This window comes from Rouxiella silvae, assembly GCF_002093625.1.
Lineage (GTDB): Bacteria > Pseudomonadota > Gammaproteobacteria > Enterobacterales > Enterobacteriaceae > Rouxiella > Rouxiella silvae.
In genome coordinates, this window is record NZ_MRWD01000068.1 from 1 (window position 1) to 20,999 (window position 20,999).

Below are 20,999 nucleotides of genomic sequence, written 5' to 3' on the forward strand. Positions count from 1 at the left end.
TTTAATTCTTCCCGACTCGTTCGCACCGCGTTGCTGCTGCGTTGTTCCCTGTCGTTGGAGCGGCATTATAGGGAGTTTCTGAGGAGCCGCAAGTCTTTATTCAAAAAAACTTTCTAACCGCCTTTTTTTTCTACAAATGCGTCATAAACGCATAATAAAGCGTCATTTTTATCCGTAAACTCATTATTTACTCCGCTTTTACTGGGGTAAACTAGTTTGAATACTGAGACCTTTCTACCGTATAGGACGTAATTCATGTCACTCAACGCCCAACAACAGGCTGCTCAACGAAACCTTTCCTATCTTATTGCAGAGAATATTGCTCAACGCGTGTTGTCTGGTGAATATGCCGAGGGAAGTATCCTGCCGGGAGAGATTGAACTGGGGGAGTTATTCGGGGTAAGTCGCACCGCTGTGCGCGAGGCGGTAAAGACGTTAACCGCAAAAGGTATGCTGCTGCCGCGTCCTCGCATTGGAACGCGCGTGATGCCGCAGAGCAACTGGAACTTTCTCGACAGTGAACTGCTGACCTGGTGGATGACGCGTGAAAACTTCGACCAGGTCATGTCGCACTTTGTTTTACTGCGTAAGGCGCTCGAACCTCAGGCCTGTTCGCTGGCTGCCGTTCAGGCAAGCGCAGAACAAAAGCAGCAACTCTCTCTCTATATGTCGGAAATGCGCGACCTGCATGAAAACTTCGATCGGGAGCGCTGGATAACCGTGGATGCCCAATTTCATCAGCTTATCTACGAGGCGGGAAAAAATCCGTTCCTGACTTCTTTCGCCAATTTGTTCAGCTCGGTCTACCAAAGTTACTTCCGCGCAATAACCGGCAATGAGGTTATCAAGCTCGAACACCACCAGCGCATCGTTGATGCCATTTTAGCGGGCGATGCAAACGGCGCATTAGACGCCTGCGTGACTTTATTACGCGACCCAGCCTGATTCGTACCTCTCTTCTCAGCGCCTTCTTCCTCTATATAGAGAAAGATAGAAAGGAAGAGAGAAACAGACAGGGAAAGTCAGGATTTTACGCCAACCGATCCGCGAACCACCAGCTCGGGTGTAAGTACCAGAACCTGCGCCTCGGCCTCGGGGTCTTTTAGGCGATGCAATAGGGTGTCGATTGCCAGCTCGCCCAGCTCGTCTTTAGGCTGATGAATGGTGGTTAGAGGGGGCGTTAAAAACTGCGCCAACTGAATATCATCGTAACCCATCACCGCAATGTCCTGCGGGATACGCAGACCGTGCTGATAGATTGCCTGATAAACGCCAACGGCCATCGCGTCGTTTCCGGCAAAAACGGCGTCTGGACGCTGTGGCAGAGCCAGTAACTGCTGCATTGCCGACAAACCGCCGGAAAACTCGAAATCACCGGTCACTTCGAAACCGTCCTCAATCACCAGACCCGCTTCTTTCATTGCCTGACGATAGCCGTCCTGACGTTGGGTCGACGTGGTTTTATCTGTCGGTCCAATAATGCAGGCAATGTGCCGATACCCTTGCGCAATCAGATAGTCAGTCGCCATCTTGCCGCCGATAAACGCGTTATCCTGAATAATGTCATTCACGCCGGCAAACGGCGCCCAGTCCATCATCACCACGGGAATCGAAGGATAGCGGCTCAGCGTCTCCGGCGATGGGCAGTGATTTTCAGTAAACATCATGATCAGCCCATCGACCCGCTTTTGCAGCAGTGTTTCAATGCTGCGATTCATTCGCTCCTCATTACCGTCGGTATTACACAGGATCAGACTATAGCCGCGTTCGTAACAGCTGCGCTCAACGCCCTGCACCACTTCAGAGTAAAACGGGTTGCTGCTTGAGGTAATCAACATACCGATGGTGCGGGTCTGATTGATTTTAAGACTGCGGGCCAATGCGGAAGGCGCATAGTTAAGCTGGGCAATCGCCGCATTAATTTTTTCACGGATAGCCTCACTGACAAAGCGATTATTATTAATCACGTGTGAGACTGTCGAGGTTGAGACGCCCGCCAGGCGGGCGACATCTTTCATTGTCGGCAACTAGGACTCCTGATGCGTTAAGAAATCATCAATTTCATGTCGCCATGGAACAGAAGACTGCGCACCGGCACGCGTGACGGCAATCGCCGCCGCCGCATGGGCAAAACGCACAGACTGATCCATCGGCTTCCCTTCCAGCAGCGCCGTTACCAGAGCACCGTTAAAGGTGTCACCGGCGGCAATGGTGTCTACCGCTTTAACGCTAAATCCTGGCACGCTCTTGCCTTCGCCCTGCTGGCTCAGCCACACGCCTTTACTGCCCAGCGTAATGATAACGGTAGCAATGCCTTTAGCGTGCAATACCTTCGCGGCGCACGCGGCATCATCGGCGGTGATAACTTTCACGCCGGTCAGTTTTTCGGCTTCGGTTTCGTTCGGGGTAATCATGTCCACCAGCGACAACAGCTCGTCCGGCAACTCACAGGCCGGGGCCGGATTCAAAATAACCTGAGTTCCGTTGTCGTGCGCAATACGTGCAGCGGCAATGACCGACTCGAGCGGAGATTCCAGCTGCATTAATAAAGCCGAGGCATCGATAATTTGCTGCTGATAACGCGCGAGATATTCCGGCGTCAGAGCTTTGTTGGCTCCTGCATCAATACCTATGACGTTTTCCGCGTCGGCGTTGACAAAAATAAGCGCCACACCCGTAGTCGTGTCGGCGATTGCCTCGACCGGACGAGTATCAATATTATCACTGGCCAGCTGTTTGCGGACGCGCTCACCGATGTCGTCACTGCCTACACAGGCAATAAATGAAATATCGGCACCGCTTCTTCCCGCTGCCACGGCCTGATTGGCCCCTTTGCCACCAAAGGCGACATTGTAGTGTGAACCCATCACCGTTTCGCCCGGCTGCGGAAATTGTCTGATATTCAGCACGTGATCGGCGTTGATGCTGCCCAGAACCACCAGTTTACCTTTATCCATTGCCTTATTCCCAATCAGTTGCGCCACCCAAACAGTGGCGCCTATATCTATTAAGGTTGTGCAACCAGCTTGAGATCAACCGGAATAACCGCTGGAACAGCTTCGCCTTTTAACACTTTGTCTGCGGTTTCTACGCCTATAATACCAATTTGGTCAGGACGCTGAGCCACAGTTCCGCCCAACTTGCCGCTTTTAACCGCTTTAATGCCATCTTCAGTGCCGTCGAAGCCGACCACCAGCACGTCTGTTTTACCGGCCGTTTGCAGCGCACGCAGTGCACCGAGCGCCATTTCATCATTCTGGGCAAATACCGCCTGAACGTCTGGGTGTGCAGTCAGCAAGTTTTGCATGACGTTGAGACCTTTGGTGCGATCGAAATCTGCAGGCTGGCTGGCTAGCATTTTGAAATGATGCGCATCGGCGGCTTCTTTAAAACCAGCACCGCGCTCACGGGCAACAGACGTTCCGGCAATGCCTTCCAGTTCGATAACTTTGGCATTATCACCCAGTTTTTTGGCGATGAAATCACCGGCCATTTTACCCCCGACTTTATTATCAGACGCAACGTGACTGATAACCTGGCCTTTGGTTGCCTGACGGTCCAAAGTGATCACTGGGATTTTCGCCTGATTGGCCATTGCCACAGCGTTGCCCACCGCGTCCGAGTCTGTCGGGTTAATCAGCAGCAGCTTGGTGCCGCGAACGGTCAGGTCCTGCACGTTCGCCAGTTCTTTTGCCGGGTTGTTTTGTGAATCAAGCACCACCAGGTTATAGCCCAGTTTATCGGCCTCCTGCTGCGCGCCTTCTTTCATAGAAACAAAGAACGGGTTATTGAGTGTGGAAACCACCAGCGCAATGGTGTCTTTCGCCAACACGTTAGCACTGAATGACGCGGTTAACGCAGCGGCAGAAACCCATAATGCAACTTTCTTCATAGACATCGTCATTTTATATATTCCTGTAGGGGAGGTTATTTGTTGCTTTTGTTATCCACCAGGACTGCCAGCAGAATAACGACTGCTTTAACAATCATCTGGTAATAGGAAGAAACGCCCAGCAAATTCAGGCCGTTGTTCAAGAATCCAAGAATAAGTGCACCCACCAGCGTACCGAGAATGCGCCCTTTGCCCCCGGAGAGGCTGGTGCCGCCCAATACGACCGCCGCAATGGCATCGAGCTCATAGCCGGTCCCCGCCGTGGGCTGCGCCGAAGAAAGACGAGCAACTTCGATAATGCCCGCCAGTGCCGCCAGCAGCCCACAAAGTGAATAAACAATAATCTTCACTTTATCGACGCTGATCCCCGACAGGCGCGTTGCCGCTTCGTTACCGCCCAGCGCGTAGATATAACGACCGAGACGGGTGTGGTGCAGCATGTACCAGGCAGCGGCAAAAACAATCGCCATTAACCACACCGGCGTCGGCACGCCCAATGGGCGACCAATCCCGAACCATCCGAAAGTGTCGGCGACGTCGTTAAAACCGGTACTTATCGGACTGCCGTTGGTGTAAACCATCGTCACGCCGCGCAGCAAGAGCATCATTACCAGCGTAGCGATAAACGCCTGCACCTTACCTTTGGCAACAATGGCACCAGTAATGCCACCCACCGCCGCACCCAGCACCAGCGAGGCAATAACGGCCAGCGTGGCGCTCGACTCCAGGCCTACCACAGAAGCGGCCACCGCGCCGGTCAGCGCCAGCAGGGAGCCCACCGACAGGTCGATACCGGCAGTCAGAATGACCAGTGTCATGCCCACGGCCATAATGGCGTTAACCGAGGTTTGCTGCAGAATATTGAACAGGTTATTGAGCGTGAAGAAGTTTGGACTCATTGAAGAGACCACCGCAATCAGCACCAGCAGCGCAATCAGGGATTTCTGCTCTAACAACCACTCTTTACTGATCCAGCGCTTTTTATTGGCCGGTATTGTCTGAGAACTCATTGTCATTTACTCCTGGTTCACGCCGTATTGCTTGCCAACAGCGGCCGCCATTAATGCTTCTTGCGTCGCCTGTTCTATAGGGAATTCAGCGCTTAAATGCCCTTCGTGCATCACCAGAATGCGGTCACTCATGCCAATGACTTCTGGCATTTCGGAGGAGACCAAAATGATGCTAAGACCTTCACGCTTGAACTGATTGATTAACTGATAAATCTCTTTCTTGGCCCCAACGTCGACGCCGCGCGTCGGTTCGTCGAGGATCAACACTTTGGGACGCGTCATCAGCCCGCGCGCGATGGCAACTTTCTGCTGATTACCACCGGAAAGCAGGCCAATCGGCTGCATCATTGAAGGCGTTTTGATATTGAACAGGCGGATGAAATCGCCCACCGTCTGCTGCTCTTCTGCGTGCTTTAATCCGCCGCCAAGGCGACTGAAATAACGCAGCGCAGTCAGCGACATGTTTTCCTTTACCGACATGCCCAACACCAGACCGTCGCGCTTACGATCCTCAGAGATATAAACGATGCCGTTAGCCAGGCCGTCCTGCGGTGTGCGGGTCTGAATTTCACGGCCTTCAAGTGAGACTGTGCCTGCGGTTTTTTTGCGTGCGCCGTAAAGAATTTTCATCAGTTCGGTACGTCCGGCTCCCATCAGGCCAGAAACGCCGAGGATCTCGCCGCCGTAAAGCGCAAAACTGACGTCTTTTACACCCGGTCCCGAGACATTATTTACCGACAAACGCAGCGGCCCGCGGGCATGGTTGATTCGCGGATACTGTTCCTCAAGCCGCCGTCCCACCATCATTTCAATCAGCGTGTCTTCCTCAAGCTCGCTCACTGGACGTTCAGCAATAAACTGGCCGTCGCGAAATACCGTCACGTCGTCGCAAATCTCGAAAATCTCTTTCAGGCGATGCGAGATATACACCACGCCGCACCCGGCAGCCTTAAGCTCGTTTATCACGCTAAATAAGGAGGCGGTTTCGGTGTCGGTCAGTGCATCGGTAGGCTCATCCATAATAATGACCTGCGATTCGAAGCTCAGCACCTTGGCAATCTCAACCATCTGCTGGTCACCAATCGACAGCTCACCCACGAGTCGATGGCTGCTGTAACGCAGATTCAGGCGAGCCAGCAGTTTGTCGGCTTCGGCGTACATCTTTTTCCACTGAATTCTCCCCAGTCCGTTAACAAACTCACGACCGAGGAAAATGTTCTCGGCAATGGTTAGCTGCGGGATCAGGTTCAGTTCCTGATGGATAATGCCGATCCCAGCTTCCTGAGAATCCTTCGGCCCGTTAAAACTGGCTTCCTTACCGAGAAAATGAACCGATCCGGCATCTTTTTGATAGATGCCGGTCAGTACTTTCATCATCGTTGACTTGCCCGCGCCGTTTTCACCCACCAGCGCCATGACTTTTCCCGGATACACGCTAAGCGCGGCGCCCGACAGGGCTTTTACACCAGGAAACGCTTTATCAATCCCTGAGAGTTGCAGCAAAGGTTGCATAGAGACCTCAGAACGTGACGCCGGCAGACAGGATAACGTTGGCGTATGGCGAACATTCTCCGCTGCGGATCACGGCACGCGTAGTTTGTGTCTGTTGTTTGAAAGCCTGATGGCTAACATATTCCAACGTAATGGTGTTTCCCTGCTGTTGTTCCAGCTGTTTCAACTGGCCGAGCAGCGTGGCGTGAAGCTCGGGGTTATGCTGCCTTATTTCCTCGGCAAGCACGGCGTGCTCTACCTGCATCTCACTGATAACGGTGGCAAACACTTGTAAAAAGGTCGGCACACCCTGCGTCAGGGCAAGGTCTATTCGCTGTGTGGTCGCGGGGATCGGTAAACCGGCATCGGCAATCGCCAAGGTGTCGGTATGACCCAATTTAGCAATAACCTGTGAAACGTCGGCATTCAACAACATGGCTTTCTTCATTATCAGCTCCAACAGCGAAACGTTTCGCTGGTGACTGATTTTAGAAAATCTGTACGCCGTAGCAATGGGCAGACGATGAATTTGTGATCGCCGTCGAAACGTTTCGCTGACAGATAAACGACGAGTAAACGATTAAGTTGAATAAAACGATAAGGCCGGCGATAAGACAAAACGCAAAACGCCGCAGGCGTTGACCCACGGCGTTTAAATAATGACGACCAGAAAGATTAAATCTCGACCTGGGTTCCTAGCTCAATCACGCGGTTTGGCGGAATTTCAAACTGATCGGGTGCGCGCAGGGCGTTACGGCTCAGCGCGATAAACAGCTTGCCGCGGAAGTAGAGATACCAAGGTCGTTTGGTGAGAATAAGCGACTCGTGCGACATAAAGAATGAGGTTTCCATCATCCGGCAAGACAGACCTTCCAGGCCACAGCGGTGGAATACTTCCTCTACGTTAGGCGTCTCTTTGAAACCATAGCTCGCCACCACGCGCCAGAAGGTCGGCGACATCTGCTCAATAGTGACGCGGCGAACGTTATGCACAAACGGCGCATCTTCAGTCCGCAGAGTCAGCAGCACCACCCGCTCATGCAACACTTTGTTGTGTTTAAGGTTGTGCAACAGGGCAAACGGAATGACGTTGGTCGCGCGGGACATATAGACCGCCGTACCAGGAACGCGCACCGGCGGAGATTTCTCCAGCGAGGCAATCATTGCCTCAAGCGAATTGCCGTGCTCGTGCATGCGGCGCATAAGGCGAAAACGCTCGCTTTTCCAGGTGGTCATCACGATAAACATCATCAACGCCAGCACCAAAGGCAGCCAACCGCCTGACAGTATTTTGGTCGCATTGGCGGCGAACAGCGGCACGTCGATGAACAGCAAAATCACCGCCAGCACTGCCACAATAAAACCTTTCCAGTGCCAGTTTTTATAGGCCACGGTGCACGAGAGTATAGAGGTCAGTACCATGGTGCCAGTTACGGCAATTCCGTAGGCCGCAGCCAGATTACTTGAATGCTCGAAGCCGAGGATAACAATGACTACCGCGAAATAAAGCAGCCAGTTGATGACCGGCACATAAATCTGTCCTGCTTCCATCTCTGAGGTGTGAATGATGCGCATCGGCGGTAAATAGCCGAGGCGAACCGCCTGACGGGTTAAGGAGAACACGCCTGATATCACAGCCTGAGAGGCAATAATGGTCGCCAGAGTGGCCAGGATCAGCATCGGCAGCAGCGCCCAGTCAGGCGCCAGCAGGAAGAACGGGTTTTTAATCGCCTCAGGATTTTTAAGCAACAGCGCGCCCTGACCAAAGTAGTTTAACACCAGCGACGGCAGAACTACGCTAAACCAAGCCAGGCGAATCGGCAGTTTTCCAAAGTGTCCCATATCCGCATACAACGCTTCAACGCCGGTAATAGACAACACCACCGCGCCCAACGCCAAGAAGGAAAAGGATTTATGCTCGATGAAGAAGTTAACCGCCCACATCGGGTTAATCGCCCGCAGCACTTCTGGATTGCCGATAATACTGTTAATACCCAATACCGCCAGCACCAAAAACCACAGCAGCATCACTGGGGCAAAAAGTTTGCCGACCAGTCCGGTTCCGTGTTTTTGAATGAAGAACAGCAGGGTAAGAACGAAAATGGAGAGCGGAACGATATAGGCATCGAGGCTTGGCGCGGCAATTTCGAGGCCTTCCATCGCAGAAAGCACCGACATGGCGGGCGTAATCACCACTTCGCCGTAAAAGAAACTGCCGCCTATCAAACCGAGAATAACCAGTACGGCGGTGGTTCTTGCCGAGGTATTTCTGCCGGCGAGCGACATCAGGGTCAGAATACCGCCTTCTCCCGCGTTATCAGCCCGTAAAACAAAGGAGAGATATTTTGCCGAGACGACAATAATCAACAACCAGAAAATCAGGGAGAGGAAACCAAATACCACGCTAGGTTCGACGTTAAAACCGTAGTGGCCGGAAAAACACTCTCGCAGTGTATAGAGTGGGCTGGTACCGATGTCACCATAAACCACACCAATGGCGGCCAAGGTTACTGCGGGTAGTGACCGTTTATGTTCTGTGCTCATAATTGGTTTCTTTTATGCTTTGTCATTTGGCTGACTTGAGTATTTGGCTAAAAATTCTTTTGCCCAAAATCCGTAAGCTATGTGGGTTGGCAGTTCCTTTAAACCCACCAAAAGGCGCACAGTATGCACGAATAAATAAGATTGCCTACCCTTTAATACAAAGACAAGCAAACAATTCACCACAGCTGATCACATTTCTGCAAATAGAATAATTTTAATAATCAACGGGCTAGTTCTTAGAAAAAAATCATGGTTTATTAGCAGCTCACAGTCCACTATTCCATCACTTAAGTCACTATTTGGGGCAGTTTAAAACACATTATGGCGCAATCACCTCTTTTGGCAGAACGAATCACCCGACTGGCTAATGCGTTGGAAAACGGCCTTTATGAACGGCAGGAGGCCATACGTCTGTGCCTGTTAGCCGCGCTGTGTGGTGAAAGCGTGTTTCTGCTTGGCCCACCGGGTATCGCCAAGAGCCTGATCGCCCGTCGTTTAAAATATGCTTTTCGCGATGCCCGCGCCTTTGAATATCTAATGACCCGTTTTTCTACACCGGAAGAGGTATTTGGCCCACTTTCTATTCAGGCATTGAAGGACGAAGGTCGCTATTTGCGCCTCACTCAGGGTTATTTACCGGAGGCAGAAATTGTCTTTCTTGATGAAATATGGAAAGCCGGTCCGGCGATCCTTAATACCTTGTTGACCGCAATAAACGAGCGACGTTTTCGCAATGGCGACAGTGAAGAGGCTATCCCGATGCGTCTGTTGGTGAGTGCCTCCAACGAACTGCCCGAGGCCGACGGCGGCCTGGAAGCGCTCTACGATCGCATGTTGATCCGCCTGTGGCTGGACCGCGTACAGGACAAACAAAACTTTAGGTCACTGCTCACCAGCCGACATTCGGAGAACACGCATCCGGTGGCGGAAGGACTTAGCATCACCGATGAGGAGTACAAGCAGTGGCAGCCAGAAATAGAAAAGGTCAACCTCACCGAACACTGCTTCGAGCTTATCTTTCAGCTGCGCCAACGCCTTGGCGCACTTGAGACCGCGCCGTATGTTTCGGACCGTCGCTGGAAAAAAGCGCTGCGCCTGTTGCAGGCCTGCGCCTTCTTTAGCGGCCGTCAGTCGGTAGCTCCCGTTGATTTGGTGCTGCTAAAAGACTGTCTGTGGCATGACATGAGCTCTTATCATTTATTACAGACGCAGATTGAGCAAAGCATCACCGAGCAGGCCTACCAGCAGCAAAGCTTAAGTTTAAAAATTCAGCAACTCAATCAACAATGGATGCATTATCAGCAGCAACAGAGCACGCGTCAGGCGTTAAAAGTCAGTAAAAAATCAGGAATGTTCAGTCGCAGGCCGCAGTATCAACTTCCGGAATCGCTGTCATCCACCAGCCTGACGCTGTTCTTGCAACAGCCGCTACATCTGCATGACATTCAGGTTAACCATCTGCTGGTGGAGCGTGAACCGATGGCAGAATGGCTTAATAAAGGCGGGCAGTTGAAGGCGAAACTTAACGGCATCGGTTTTGCACAGGCTTTGGACGTTGAAGTCGACGATAAACAGCAGCTGGTTATCCTCGACGTGAGTCGTCAGCCGAGCTTCCTTACCCTGCCGGGCAATGAGCACATTACGGTTCCGGAGGAGATGAGAAATACGCTAACCACGCTAGGTGAATCTCTGACCCAGCAGCGCCAGCTGTTTAATCAGCACCATCCGTGCCTGTTCGTGCCACTTGAGTGGACGGCGAAAATAGAAGCCAGCCTGATCCGCATTAATGAACAGCTGGTGCAACAACAACAGCTGTTTGGCAGAAGTTAAATCATGTTCAGCCTGGAAACGCTGGACGTCATGCTGGCCATTAAAGAAGCCGAGCTTATTGATGAACTGATCATCACACTGCTGGCTACGCCGCAGTTGCAGGTGTTCTTTGAAAAATTTCCTCGGCTCAAGCGCGCGCTGACCAAAGATTTGCCGGAGTGGCGCTTCAGGCTACAGCAGCGCATTCACGATACGCCGGTGCCTCAAGGGCTGGCGAAAGAGTTCTATCTTTATCAGCACTGTCAGCAGAGCAGCGCCTCTACGTTTAATACGGAGCTGGAGAGCACGGTTGTTCAGCTCGAACAGCTTAACTCGCCTTTTGCTACCGAGGCGCGCTCGCTGACCGACAATATCTCCACCGCCAACCACAGAGGCCCAAACAGCAGCTTTCACGGCCTGTTTATGCAGCGCTGGCGGCTGAATATCACTTTCCAGACCGTGACGTTGCATCATCAGTTGCTGGAGCAAGAACAGGAACAGCTGCAAAACGAATTGGAACAGCGGCTTGAGCTGAGCGGTGAACTCTCTCCTTTATTAGTCGAAAACGACGGTGCCGCAGGTCGACTGTGGGACATGAGTAAAGGAAAGCGCCAGCGCGGCGACTATCAGTCTCTGGTCCGCTACGGCACCTTTTTACAGCAACAGCCTGAGCTGCAACAGCTAGCTGAGCAGCTGGGGCGTAGCCAGACGGCAAAGGCCAATCCCCACGAAGAGACGATTCTTGAGCCGCATCGCCTGATGGTCAGAGAACCGGCTACTGTTCCCGAAGAGGTGAACGGGATCCATCACAGTGATGACATCATGCGCCTGCTGCCCTCAGAACTGGCGACGATAGGTATTGCGGAGCTTGAGTTCGAGTTTTATCGGCGACTGCTGGAAAAGCGTCTGATGACCTACCAGTTGCACGGTGACGTATGGCGAGAAAAAGAGGTGATGCGTCCGGTAGTGTATCAGCAGCAGGAACCACAGCCGCGCGGCCCGTTTGTGGTGTGCGTCGATACGTCCGGTTCGATGGGCGGTTTCAACGAGCAGTGCGCCAAGGCCTTCTGCGTAGCCTTACTGCGCATTGCGCTAGCGGACAATCGCCGCTGCTACATCATGCTGTTCGCCAGCGAAGTGATTCACTATGAACTCACATCGGCCAGCGGTCTGGATCAGGCCATGCGATTTCTGGGGCAGCATTTCAGAGGCGGTACGGATCTTTCCGCCTGCCTGAGTGCCACGCTCGACAAACTGGCGACGCCGGAGTGGCAGGACGCCGATGCGGTCATTATTTCGGACTTTATCGCCCAGCGCCTGCCCGACGAAATCCAGCAGCGGGTCAAACAGCAGCAGACGCAGTACCGCCATCGTTTTCACGCCCTTGCCATGTCGCACTATGGAAAACCGGCAATTATGCGTATCTTTGACCATATCTGGCGCTTCGATACTGGAATGAAAAGCCGCGTACAACGACGTTGGAAGCGTTAATAAAAGAGAGAGAATAAATGTCTGATAACTATCAAATAGACGATCTGGATCGCGGGATATTAAACGCACTAATGGAAAACGCCCGCGTTGCCTATGCCGAACTGGCCAAGTCTTTTAACGTCAGCCCAGGCACTATTCACGTCAGAGTAGAGAAAATGAAGCAGGCGGGCATCATCACTGGCACCCGCGTGAACGTCGATCCGAAGCGATTGGGCTACGACGTTTGCTGCTTTATCGGCATCATTCTCAAGAGTGCCAAAGACTATCCTTCTGCCCTTAAACGACTGGAAAGCCTGGAAGAAGTGGTTGAAGCCTATTACACCACGGGGCACTACAGCATCTTCATCAAAGTGATGTGCCGCTCCATCGATGCGCTGCAGCAGGTACTTATCAACAAGATACAGACTATCGACGAGATCCAGTCTACGGAAACCTTAATCTCCTTACAAAACCCCATCATGCGTACGATCCAGCCGTAAGTAATAAATTTTAATACCTCATTATCCACAGGTAGATCCCAGCTCATTCACAGCGTACAATAGCCATTCTTTTTTCGGGTAAGAGCCTTATGTCTGATATCACCCTGATCAGTGGCAGTACGCTTGGCGGCGCAGAATATGTTGCTGAACATATAGAAGAGAAGCTGAAAGAAGCCGGTTTTACCACCGCGCTGTTCCACGGTCCTGAACTGTATGAGCTCCCAACCCGCGGTATTTGGCTGGTGGTTTCTTCTACTCACGGTGCTGGAGAACTCCCTGACAATATTCAGCCCCTTCTTGAGCAAATAGACGATCAGCAACCCGATCTGTCGAACATTCGCTTTGGTGCAGTCGGTTTAGGCAGCAGCGAATACGATATTTTTTGTGGTGCGATCCGCACTTTGGATCAAAAAATAACGGCTTTGGGCGCTCAAAGAATCGGCGATCGCCTTGAGATCGACGTGACGCAACACGAAATTCCTGAAGATCCGGCCGAGGTTTGGGTACTAAATTGGATTAATTTGCTCAGATAAGTGTAAATTTTACCCGATCAGATGTGGATAACTAGGCTTAAAAGCGGTGTGAAACCGGTAGTTATCCCTCTAACAACCTTAGGTCGCTTGGGGGGCTGTGCATAAGTAGCCCTTTTGATCCCAGCTTATACTGTCTAGGATCACCGATCATTCACAGCATTCGATCCTCTATAGCATATTGATCTAAATAGACAATAATGACTTATGCACAGAAGATCGCGATCCTAATAAGAGTTAGTAGTAAGAGATCTTTAAATAAAAAGATCTTCTTTTAATTAGTGACGATCCCCTGGGACTTGTGGAAGCTCCAAACTCGCGTAGAATCCGTTTTCCCAACGCAATACGATCGTTCGTTGAACTTCGAGGTGCAGTACCATGTTTTATCCGGATCAATTTGACGTCATCATCATCGGTGGTGGCCATGCAGGCACTGAAGCAGCAATGGCTTCAGCCAGAATGGGACGTCAAACCCTGTTATTGACCCACAATATCGACACGCTGGGACAGATGTCGTGTAACCCTGCCATTGGCGGGATCGGGAAAGGACATCTGGTTAAAGAAGTGGACGCACTCGGTGGTTTAATGGCAACGGCAGTCGATCACGCCGGTATTCAGTTTAGGATACTAAACGCGAGCAAGGGACCGGCCGTACGAGCCACTCGAGCTCAAGCTGACCGCGTGCTTTATCGCCAGGCTGTACGAACTGCGTTAGAAAACCAGCCTAATCTGATGATATTCCAGCAGCCTGTTGAAGACCTGATCGTCGAAAACGATCGCGTTGTCGGCGCTGTGACCCAGATGGGCCTAAAATTCCGTGCCAAAGCCGTCGTGCTGACCGTGGGAACTTTCCTTGACGGAAAAATCCACATCGGTCTGGAAAACTACAGCGGTGGCCGTGCAGGCGATCCTCCTGCCATATCTCTGTCACAGCGTCTGCGTGAACTGCCTTTGCGCGTCAATCGCCTGAAGACAGGAACCCCGCCGCGCATTGATGCCCGTACTATCGATTTCAGCGTACTCGGCCAACAGCACGGCGACGACATTGCTCCCGTATTCTCGTTCATGGGCAATGCGGCGCAGCACCCGCGTCAAATCCCATGCTATATCACGCACACTAACGAAAAAACGCATGACGTGATCCGTAATAATCTGGATCGCAGCCCGATGTACTCAGGGATCATCGAAGGGATCGGCCCGCGTTACTGCCCGTCGATCGAAGACAAAGTGATGCGTTTTGCCGATCGTAACGCGCATCAGATCTTCCTTGAGCCTGAAGGCCTGACCAGCAACGAAATTTATCCAAACGGGATCTCCACCAGTCTGCCTTTCGACGTACAGATGAAAATCGTACGCTCCATGCAGGGGTTGGAAAATGCGGTGATAATGCGTCCTGGCTATGCCATCGAGTACGATTTCTTCGATCCGCGTGATTTGAAACCCACGCTGGAAAGCAAATTTATCAAGGGCCTGTTCTTTGCCGGACAGATCAACGGTACCACCGGCTACGAAGAAGCTGCGGCGCAGGGTCTGCTTGCTGGTCTCAACGCTGCACGCAACGCCGTAGAGCTGGAAGGCTGGGCGCCGCGTCGTGATCAAGCCTACCTCGGCGTATTGGTCGACGACCTGTGTACGCTGGGCACTAAAGAACCGTACCGCATGTTTACGTCACGTGCTGAATACCGCCTGATGCTGCGTGAAGACAACGCCGATCTGCGTCTGACTGAAAAAGGCCGTGAGCTGGGTCTGGTAGACGACGCTCGCTGGGCACGCTTTAACGAAAAACTCGAAATGATCGAGCTTGAGCGGCAACGTCTGCGTGGCATTTGGGTTAACCCTCGTCATGCGCTGGTTGAAGAAATAAACACACATCTCTCTGCGCCGCTTTCTAAAGAAGCCAGTGCCGAAGAGCTGCTGCGTCGTCCTGAAATGACCTATGACCTATTGACCCGCCTTGAAGCTTTTGCACCGGCAGTCAGTGACCCTCAGGCTGCTGAACAGGTCGAAATTCAGGTTAAATACGAAGGTTATATCGCACGTCAGCAGGAAGAGATTGAAAAACAGCAGCGCAACGAAAACACCCTGCTGCCAGAAACGCTGGACTATCAACAGGTCAACGGCCTGTCGAATGAGGTGATCGCCAAGCTTAACGATCACCGTCCGACGTCAATTGGACAAGCTACTCGCATTTCCGGTATAACCCCGGCTGCAATATCGATTCTACTGATCTGGCTGAAAAAACAGGGTCTGCTGCGTCGCAGCGCCTGATTGAGTCGCCATGCCGCAGGCCCGGTCATCAAAACGGACCTGCGGTTTCAGAATGCCTCAAGGACAACCCATGCAAAAGAAATTGGACTCGCTGCTTGCTGCGGCAGGAATAGCGCTACCCGATCAGCAAAAACATCAGCTCATTGGCTACGTCGAGTTACTGCATAAGTGGAATAAAACGTATAACCTCACCTCGGTTCGCGACCCAATGCAAATGCTGGTGCGCCACATTCTTGACAGTATCGTGGTCAATCCGCATTTAGAGGGCCATCGCTTTATCGACGTCGGTACCGGTCCTGGTCTGCCAGGTATTCCGCTGGCCATTGTTCGCCCCGACTCGCATTTCACACTGCTCGACAGCTTGGGCAAGCGCGTACGCTTCCTGCGCCAGGTGCAACATGAGCTGGGCCTGACCAATATTGAGCCAGTGCAGAGCAGGGTAGAGGAGTTTATTCCCGAGCCGGCGTTTGACGGCGTCATCAGCCGCGCGTTTGCCTCGCTGCAAGACATGCTGACCTGGTGTCACCACTTACCGGTGAAAGGGCAGGGGCGTTTCTATGCGCTGAAGGGATTGCGTCCTGATGATGAACTCGATACCTTGCCGCAGGGCATTCAGCTGCAAGAGATAATTAAGCTTCGCGTACCAGAATTGGACGGCGAGCGGCATCTGGTGATTTTGAAAGCAATCTAAGCTTGTTCTGAGTCAATAAAATGCCTAAAAAGCAGATGTTTAATAAAGGTAAAAATAAGCAAGCTAACTAGTTTGCTTGTTTATTCGCTTTTTACCTGCATTTTACACCTCGATATCACCTGATTGACCTTTTGGCTTTAATACGTTGCGAAATAATCACACTTGAAATTGAATTTCCGTTAAGTGCTCGATATTCGAATTGTGAACAAAATGTTGTTATTTGTTGTGCGGATGTATAAAAAGAGGGGTTTTAATTGCTCGCTTCATTTTTATAAAAAGCTGAATCAATTAAGCTTCTGTTTTTAATGATTTTTTGAAGTTTTTATAAGATAATGTAATTCTTTAAATCGCAGAGAAAAAAGCGAATAAAACAGATTTTTGTGATCTCGCGCACGATTCTTTGCCGATTAATGGAATAACTCGACAGTCGATTTGTAGTTAATTAGCGCTATAGTTTCCTTATGAAAATAGCTCTAAAAAGGGTAATTTAAATAATTGTTCACCTTTTCGCTACTTATCCATTGAATTCGTTTGAGTGGCCCGTATAATTTGCACGTTTTTTGCTGCTTGACTCCTTTGGGTAAAGGCAGTGTTATACGGCATTCAGCATACCTCCAGTTAGGTACGAGAGAATAAACGTCATGTCTGTGTCTTACTCCTTATACGATAAGAACGGCGGGAAAGTAGCGAGAAAGCTGTTAATACTGCAGCTATTGACGTTTGTCCTTCTCAGTGCAGCATTTGGATTGAAAAGCCTGTCGTGGTCTACCTCCGCTCTTATGGGAGGATTAGCTGCCTGGTTACCGAATGCACTGTTTATGCTGTATGCGTGGCGCCAACAGGCGCAAACAACGGTCTCTGGACGAGTTGCCTGGTCATTTGCCATTGGGGAAGCGCTGAAGGTTGTGGTTACCATAACTTTGCTGGTTATCGCGCTGGGCCTGTTTAAGGCTGCTTTTGCTCCGTTGGGTGTGGCCTATTTATCTGTGCTAATCACGCAGATAGTAGCTCCGGCCGTCATTAATCGGTCGTAACCGTAGATAACCGTACTTAACTACTAAAGGGTAAGAGGCATCATGTCTGCATCAGGAGAAATCTCTACTCCACAAGAGTATATCGGTCACCATCTGACACAGCTTCAGATTGGGACGGGATTCTGGTCGATTAACATCGATTCGATGTTTTTCTCCGTGGTCCTCGGGGTACTCTTTTTGGTTATTTTCCATCGCGTCGCCAAAAGCGCCACTAGTGGCGTTCCCGGTAAACTGCAAACGGCCGTAGAGCTGGTTGTTGGTTTCGTCGACAGCAACGTGCGTGACATGTATCACGGTAAAAGCAAAGTGATCGCGCCTCTCGCACTTACTGTGTTCGTCTGGGTCTTTTTGATGAACATGATGGATTTGCTGCCAATCGATTTGCTGCCTTACATAGGTGAGCATGTTATCGGTTTGCCAGCTCTGCGTGTTGTGCCTACCGCTGACGTAAACGTTACGTTGTCGATGGCTCTGGGCGTGTTCATTTTGATTCTTTTCTATAGCATTAAGATGAAAGGCGTTGGTGGTTTCGTTAAGGAACTAACAATGCAACCCTTCAATCATCCGGTTTTCATTCCGATTAACCTGATTCTTGAGGGCGTCAGCCTGCTGTCCAAACCAGTTTCACTGGGTCTGCGACTGTTTGGCAATATGTATGCGGGTGAGTTGATCTTCATCCTTATTGCTGGCCTGCTGCCGTGGTGGTCACAGTGGATTCTAAGTGTGCCTTGGGCCATTTTCCACATCCTGATCATTACGCTGCAAGCTTTTATCTTCATGGTTCTGACGATTGTCTATCTGTCGATGGCATCTGAAAAACACTGATTTTTCTTTCAACAATACTGCGTTTTAACTGAAACAAACTGGAGACTGTCATGGAAAACCTGAGTATGGATCTGCTGTACATGGCTGCCGCTGTGATGATGGGCCTGGCGGCAATCGGTGCTGCGATCGGTATCGGCATCCTGGGTGGTAAATTCTTGGAAGGCGCTGCTCGTCAGCCTGACCTGATTCCTCTGCTGCGTACACAGTTCTTTATCGTTATGGGTCTGGTCGACGCCATCCCGATGATCGCTGTTGGTCTGGGTCTGTACGTGATGTTTGCGGTCGCCTAACACAGAGTTCGCTCTGAGTTAAACGACAGACATCAACTAATTCACTTTGAAAGAGGCATTGTGCTGTGAATCTTAACGCAACAATCCTCGGCCAGGCTATCGCGTTCGTCCTGTTTGTCTGGTTCTGCATGAAGTACGTATGGCCGCCAATTATGGCTGCCATCGAAAAACGTCAAAAAGAAATTGCTGACGGTTTATCTTCCGCAGAACAAGCCAAAAAAGAGCTGGATTTAGCGCAAGCCGATGCGACCGACCAACTGATTAAAGCCAAAGCGGAAGCTCAGGTGATCATCGAGCAAGCTAACAAGCGTAAAGCTCAAATCATCGATGAAGCTAAAACTGAAGCCGAGCAGGAACGTAACAAGATCGTGACCCAAGCGAAGGCTGAGATCGACGCTGAACGTCAACGTGCTCGTGAAGAGTTACGTAAACAAGTCGGTATTTTGGCCATTGCTGGCGCCGAGAAAATCATCGAACGTTCCGTGGATGAAGCTGCTAATAGCGACATCGTTGATAAACTGGTCGCTGAACTGTAAGGAGGGAGGGGCTGATGTCACAATTTACTACGGTAGCTCGCCCCTACGCCAAAGCAGCTTTTGACTTTGCCGTTGAGCACCAAAGCTTAGACCGCTGGCAGTCCATGCTAGCGTTCACGGCTGAAGTCACATCCGATGAACATATCAAAGAACTGCTTTCTGGTGCTCTGGCACCTGAAGCACTCTCTGCAACGTTTATCGAGATATGTGGTGAACAACTCGATGAAGCGGGTCAGAACCTGATTAAGGTTATGGCTGATAACAAACGTTTACGCGTTCTTCCTGAAGTGCTCGAGCAGTTTATTGAACTGCGCGCAGCCTTAGAGGCGACCGTTGAAGTGGAAGTTACTTCTGCCAACGTTCTGTCTGAAGAACAGCAGGCAAAAATTGCTGCTGCGATGGAAAAACGTTTGTCTCGCAAAGTTAAGCTGAATTGCAAAATTGACAAGTCTGTTCTTGCCGGTGTCGTAATCCGTGCAGGTGATATGGTGATTGATGGCAGCGTTCGCAGTCGTCTTGAACGCCTGGCAGACGTCTTGCAGTCTTAAGGGGACTGGAGCATGCAACTGAATTCCACCGAAATCAGCGAACTGATAAAGCAGCGCATTGCACAGTTCAATGTAGTGAGCGAAGCTCACAATGAAGGTACTATCGTTTCCGTTTCTGACGGGATCATCCGCGTGCACGGCCTGGCCGATGTCATGCAGGGCGAAATGATTGCGTTGCCGGGTAACCGCTTCGCTATCGCCTTGAACCTGGAGCGCGACTCCGTAGGTGCCGTAGTTATGGGCCCTTACGCTGACCTCGCCGAAGGGATGAAAGTAAAATGTACTGGCCGTATCCTTGAAGTTCCAGTTGGCCGCGGCCTGCTGGGCCGTGTGGTTAACACACTGGGTGCGCCAATTGATGGTAAAGGTCCGGTAGAAAACGACGGCTTCTCTCCAATTGAAGCTATCGCACCGGGCGTTATCGATCGTCAATCCGTTGACGAACCTGTTCAGACTGGCTACAAGTCAGTCGATGCCATGATCCCAATCGGTCGTGGTCAGCGTGAACTGGTAATCGGTGACCGTCAAACCGGTAAAACTGCTCTGGCAATTGATGCGATCATCAACCAGCGCGATTCCGGTATCAAATGTATTTACGTCGCTATCGGTCAGAAAGCTTCCACCGTTTCCAACGTGGTTCGCAAACTGGAAGAGCACGGCGCACTGGCTAACACCATCGTTGTTGTTGCTACCGCATCTGAATCAGCTGCGCTGCAATACCTGGCACCTTACTCGGGTTGCGCGATGGGTGAATACTTCCGTGACCGCGGTGAAGATGCACTGATTGTATACGATGACCTGTCTAAACAGGCTGTTGCATACCGTCAGATTTCCCTGCTGTTGCGTCGTCCGCCAGGCCGTGAAGCTTACCCAGGTGACGTGTTCTACCTCCACTCCCGTTTGCTGGAGCGTGCTTCTCGCGTAAGCGCTGCTTACGTTGAAGCATTCACCAACGGTGAAGTGAAAGGTAAAACCGGTTCTCTGACTGCGCTGCCGATTATCGAAACGCAAGCTGGTGACGTTTCCGCGTTCGTTCCGACCAACGTAATTTCGATTACCGATGGTCAGATCTTCCTGGAATCAAGCCTGTTTAACTCCGGTATTCGTCCAGCGGTTAACCCGGGTATTTCGGTATCCCGTGTTGGTGGTGCTGCTCAGACCAAGATCATGAAAAAACTGTCCGGTGGTATCCGTACCGCTCTGGCACAGTATCGTGAACTTGCTGCGTTCTCCCAGTTTGCATCCGACCTAGATGAAGCTACGCGTAAACAGTTGAACCACGGTCAGAAAGTGACCGAGCTGCTGAAACAGAAACAGTACGCACCGATGTCAATCGTTGCGCAGTCTCTGATTCTGTTCGCTGCAGAACGTGGTTTCCTGGAAGACGTCGAGCTGTCCAAAGTGGGTAGCTTCGAAGCTGCGCTGTTGGCTTACGCTGACCGCGAGCACGCTGAGCTGCTGCAACAAATCAACCAAACTGGTGCGTACGACAAGGAAATCGAGGGTAAATTCCAATCTATCCTTGAGACCTTCAAAGCAACCCAGTCCTGGTAATACTGAA

The 20,999-nt window shown here is 51.2% G+C and carries 20 protein-coding genes; 13 read left to right on the forward strand and 7 right to left on the reverse strand.

Annotation, left to right across the window (positions count from 1 at the left end):
* Positions 1–255: 255 nt before the first annotated feature.
* Entirely contained in the window at positions 256–945 is a 690-nt protein-coding gene (locus BS639_RS21230; RefSeq protein WP_055775347.1) for a FadR/GntR family transcriptional regulator, read from the forward strand.
* A gap of 77 nt (positions 946–1,022) precedes the next feature.
* Here the strand turns inward: BS639_RS21230 and rbsR are convergent, their stop codons facing one another.
* From rbsR to kup, 7 genes are all read right to left on the reverse strand, one after another.
* Positions 1,023–2,027 carry a ribose operon transcriptional repressor RbsR gene (gene rbsR / locus BS639_RS21235; RefSeq protein ID WP_055775350.1) on the reverse strand — a complete coding sequence of 335 codons (1,005 nt, stop codon included), beginning with the start codon at positions 2,025–2,027 and terminating at the stop codon, positions 1,023–1,025.
* On the reverse strand, positions 2,028–2,957 hold the full coding sequence (gene rbsK, locus BS639_RS21240; RefSeq protein ID WP_055775353.1) for a ribokinase: 930 nt from the start codon (positions 2,955–2,957) through the stop codon (positions 2,028–2,030). It abuts the gene before it with no gap.
* A gap of 50 nt (positions 2,958–3,007) precedes the next feature.
* Positions 3,008–3,898 (reverse strand): ribose ABC transporter substrate-binding protein RbsB, encoded by an 891-nt coding sequence (gene rbsB / locus BS639_RS21245; protein ID WP_084984279.1) that lies wholly within the window; start codon positions 3,896–3,898, stop codon positions 3,008–3,010.
* A 29-nt stretch (positions 3,899–3,927) separates the two neighbouring features.
* Positions 3,928–4,902 (reverse strand): ribose ABC transporter permease, encoded by a 975-nt coding sequence (gene rbsC, locus BS639_RS21250; protein WP_084984274.1) that lies wholly within the window; start codon positions 4,900–4,902, stop codon positions 3,928–3,930.
* Between the two features lie 6 nt (positions 4,903–4,908).
* Positions 4,909–6,414, reverse strand: coding sequence for a ribose ABC transporter ATP-binding protein RbsA (gene rbsA, locus BS639_RS21255; protein WP_055775359.1), 1,506 nt, complete (start codon positions 6,412–6,414; stop codon positions 4,909–4,911).
* A 7-nt stretch (positions 6,415–6,421) separates the two neighbouring features.
* Positions 6,422–6,841 carry a D-ribose pyranase gene (rbsD, locus tag BS639_RS21260; protein ID WP_055775362.1) on the reverse strand — a complete coding sequence of 140 codons (420 nt, stop codon included), beginning with the start codon at positions 6,839–6,841 and terminating at the stop codon, positions 6,422–6,424.
* A gap of 227 nt (positions 6,842–7,068) precedes the next feature.
* Positions 7,069–8,937, reverse strand: a complete 1,869-nt coding sequence (gene kup, locus BS639_RS21265) for a low affinity potassium transporter Kup (protein WP_055775365.1) — start codon at positions 8,935–8,937, stop codon at positions 7,069–7,071.
* Between the two features lie 321 nt (positions 8,938–9,258).
* Between kup and ravA the strand changes: the two genes are divergently transcribed.
* The 12 genes from ravA to atpA all read left to right on the forward strand — a co-directional run bounded on the left by ravA (position 9,259) and on the right by atpA (position 20,992).
* On the forward strand, positions 9,259–10,767 hold the full coding sequence (gene ravA, locus BS639_RS21270) for an ATPase RavA (protein WP_084984275.1): 1,509 nt from the start codon (positions 9,259–9,261) through the stop codon (positions 10,765–10,767).
* A 3-nt stretch (positions 10,768–10,770) separates the two neighbouring features.
* Positions 10,771–12,237, forward strand: a complete 1,467-nt coding sequence (viaA, locus tag BS639_RS21275; RefSeq protein WP_084984276.1) for an ATPase RavA stimulator ViaA — start codon at positions 10,771–10,773, stop codon at positions 12,235–12,237.
* Between the two features lie 17 nt (positions 12,238–12,254).
* Positions 12,255–12,716: a transcriptional regulator AsnC gene (gene asnC, locus BS639_RS21280; RefSeq protein WP_055775375.1), complete on the forward strand. Its 462-nt coding sequence runs from the start codon at positions 12,255–12,257 to the stop codon at positions 12,714–12,716.
* 89 nt (positions 12,717–12,805) lie between these two features.
* The gene (gene mioC, locus BS639_RS21285; protein ID WP_055775379.1) at positions 12,806–13,249 is read left to right on the forward strand and encodes an FMN-binding protein MioC; all 444 of its coding nucleotides are present in this window, start codon (positions 12,806–12,808) and stop codon (positions 13,247–13,249) included.
* 375 nt (positions 13,250–13,624) lie between these two features.
* The gene (gene mnmG, locus BS639_RS21295; RefSeq protein ID WP_055775382.1) at positions 13,625–15,514 is read left to right on the forward strand and encodes a tRNA uridine-5-carboxymethylaminomethyl(34) synthesis enzyme MnmG; all 1,890 of its coding nucleotides are present in this window, start codon (positions 13,625–13,627) and stop codon (positions 15,512–15,514) included.
* 70 nt (positions 15,515–15,584) lie between these two features.
* Positions 15,585–16,205: a 16S rRNA (guanine(527)-N(7))-methyltransferase RsmG gene (gene rsmG, locus BS639_RS21300; RefSeq protein ID WP_055775384.1), complete on the forward strand. Its 621-nt coding sequence runs from the start codon at positions 15,585–15,587 to the stop codon at positions 16,203–16,205.
* 641 nt (positions 16,206–16,846) lie between these two features.
* The gene (atpI, locus tag BS639_RS21305) at positions 16,847–17,239 is read left to right on the forward strand and encodes a F0F1 ATP synthase subunit I (RefSeq protein WP_082457376.1); all 393 of its coding nucleotides are present in this window, start codon (positions 16,847–16,849) and stop codon (positions 17,237–17,239) included.
* A gap of 42 nt (positions 17,240–17,281) precedes the next feature.
* The gene (gene atpB / locus BS639_RS21310; protein WP_055775388.1) at positions 17,282–18,064 is read left to right on the forward strand and encodes a F0F1 ATP synthase subunit A; all 783 of its coding nucleotides are present in this window, start codon (positions 17,282–17,284) and stop codon (positions 18,062–18,064) included.
* A gap of 50 nt (positions 18,065–18,114) precedes the next feature.
* Positions 18,115–18,354 (forward strand): F0F1 ATP synthase subunit C, encoded by a 240-nt coding sequence (gene atpE, locus BS639_RS21315; protein ID WP_004093904.1) that lies wholly within the window; start codon positions 18,115–18,117, stop codon positions 18,352–18,354.
* A gap of 65 nt (positions 18,355–18,419) precedes the next feature.
* Positions 18,420–18,890 carry a F0F1 ATP synthase subunit B gene (atpF, locus tag BS639_RS21320; protein WP_055775391.1) on the forward strand — a complete coding sequence of 157 codons (471 nt, stop codon included), beginning with the start codon at positions 18,420–18,422 and terminating at the stop codon, positions 18,888–18,890.
* A 14-nt stretch (positions 18,891–18,904) separates the two neighbouring features.
* A complete protein-coding gene (gene atpH / locus BS639_RS21325) occupies positions 18,905–19,438 on the forward strand; it encodes a F0F1 ATP synthase subunit delta (RefSeq protein WP_055775393.1) in 534 nt (177 codons plus the stop codon).
* 12 nt (positions 19,439–19,450) lie between these two features.
* Positions 19,451–20,992, forward strand: coding sequence for a F0F1 ATP synthase subunit alpha (atpA, locus tag BS639_RS21330; RefSeq protein WP_055775396.1), 1,542 nt, complete (start codon positions 19,451–19,453; stop codon positions 20,990–20,992).
* The last annotated feature ends 7 nt before the right edge of the window (positions 20,993–20,999 follow it).

Coding starts and splice junctions, on each gene's coding strand:
- BS639_RS21230 (WP_055775347.1), top strand. CDS start 256: ATGTCACTCAACGCCCAACAACAGGCTGCTCAACGAAACCTTTCCTAT.
- rbsK (WP_055775353.1), bottom strand. CDS start 2,957: ATGGATAAAGGTAAACTGGTGGTTCTGGGCAGCATCAACGCCGATCAC.
- rbsB (WP_084984279.1), bottom strand. CDS start 3,898: ATGTCTATGAAGAAAGTTGCATTATGGGTTTCTGCCGCTGCGTTAACC.
- rbsC (WP_084984274.1), bottom strand. CDS start 4,902: ATGAGTTCTCAGACAATACCGGCCAATAAAAAGCGCTGGATCAGTAAA.
- rbsA (WP_055775359.1), bottom strand. CDS start 6,414: ATGCAACCTTTGCTGCAACTCTCAGGGATTGATAAAGCGTTTCCTGGT.
- rbsD (WP_055775362.1), bottom strand. CDS start 6,841: ATGAAGAAAGCCATGTTGTTGAATGCCGACGTTTCACAGGTTATTGCT.
- kup (WP_055775365.1), bottom strand. CDS start 8,937: ATGAGCACAGAACATAAACGGTCACTACCCGCAGTAACCTTGGCCGCC.
- ravA (WP_084984275.1), top strand. CDS start 9,259: ATGGCGCAATCACCTCTTTTGGCAGAACGAATCACCCGACTGGCTAAT.
- viaA (WP_084984276.1), top strand. CDS start 10,771: ATGTTCAGCCTGGAAACGCTGGACGTCATGCTGGCCATTAAAGAAGCC.
- asnC (WP_055775375.1), top strand. CDS start 12,255: ATGTCTGATAACTATCAAATAGACGATCTGGATCGCGGGATATTAAAC.
- mioC (WP_055775379.1), top strand. CDS start 12,806: ATGTCTGATATCACCCTGATCAGTGGCAGTACGCTTGGCGGCGCAGAA.
- mnmG (WP_055775382.1), top strand. CDS start 13,625: ATGTTTTATCCGGATCAATTTGACGTCATCATCATCGGTGGTGGCCAT.
- rsmG (WP_055775384.1), top strand. CDS start 15,585: ATGCAAAAGAAATTGGACTCGCTGCTTGCTGCGGCAGGAATAGCGCTA.
- atpI (WP_082457376.1), top strand. CDS start 16,847: ATGTCTGTGTCTTACTCCTTATACGATAAGAACGGCGGGAAAGTAGCG.
- atpB (WP_055775388.1), top strand. CDS start 17,282: ATGTCTGCATCAGGAGAAATCTCTACTCCACAAGAGTATATCGGTCAC.
- atpE (WP_004093904.1), top strand. CDS start 18,115: ATGGAAAACCTGAGTATGGATCTGCTGTACATGGCTGCCGCTGTGATG.
- atpH (WP_055775393.1), top strand. CDS start 18,905: ATGTCACAATTTACTACGGTAGCTCGCCCCTACGCCAAAGCAGCTTTT.
- atpA (WP_055775396.1), top strand. CDS start 19,451: ATGCAACTGAATTCCACCGAAATCAGCGAACTGATAAAGCAGCGCATT.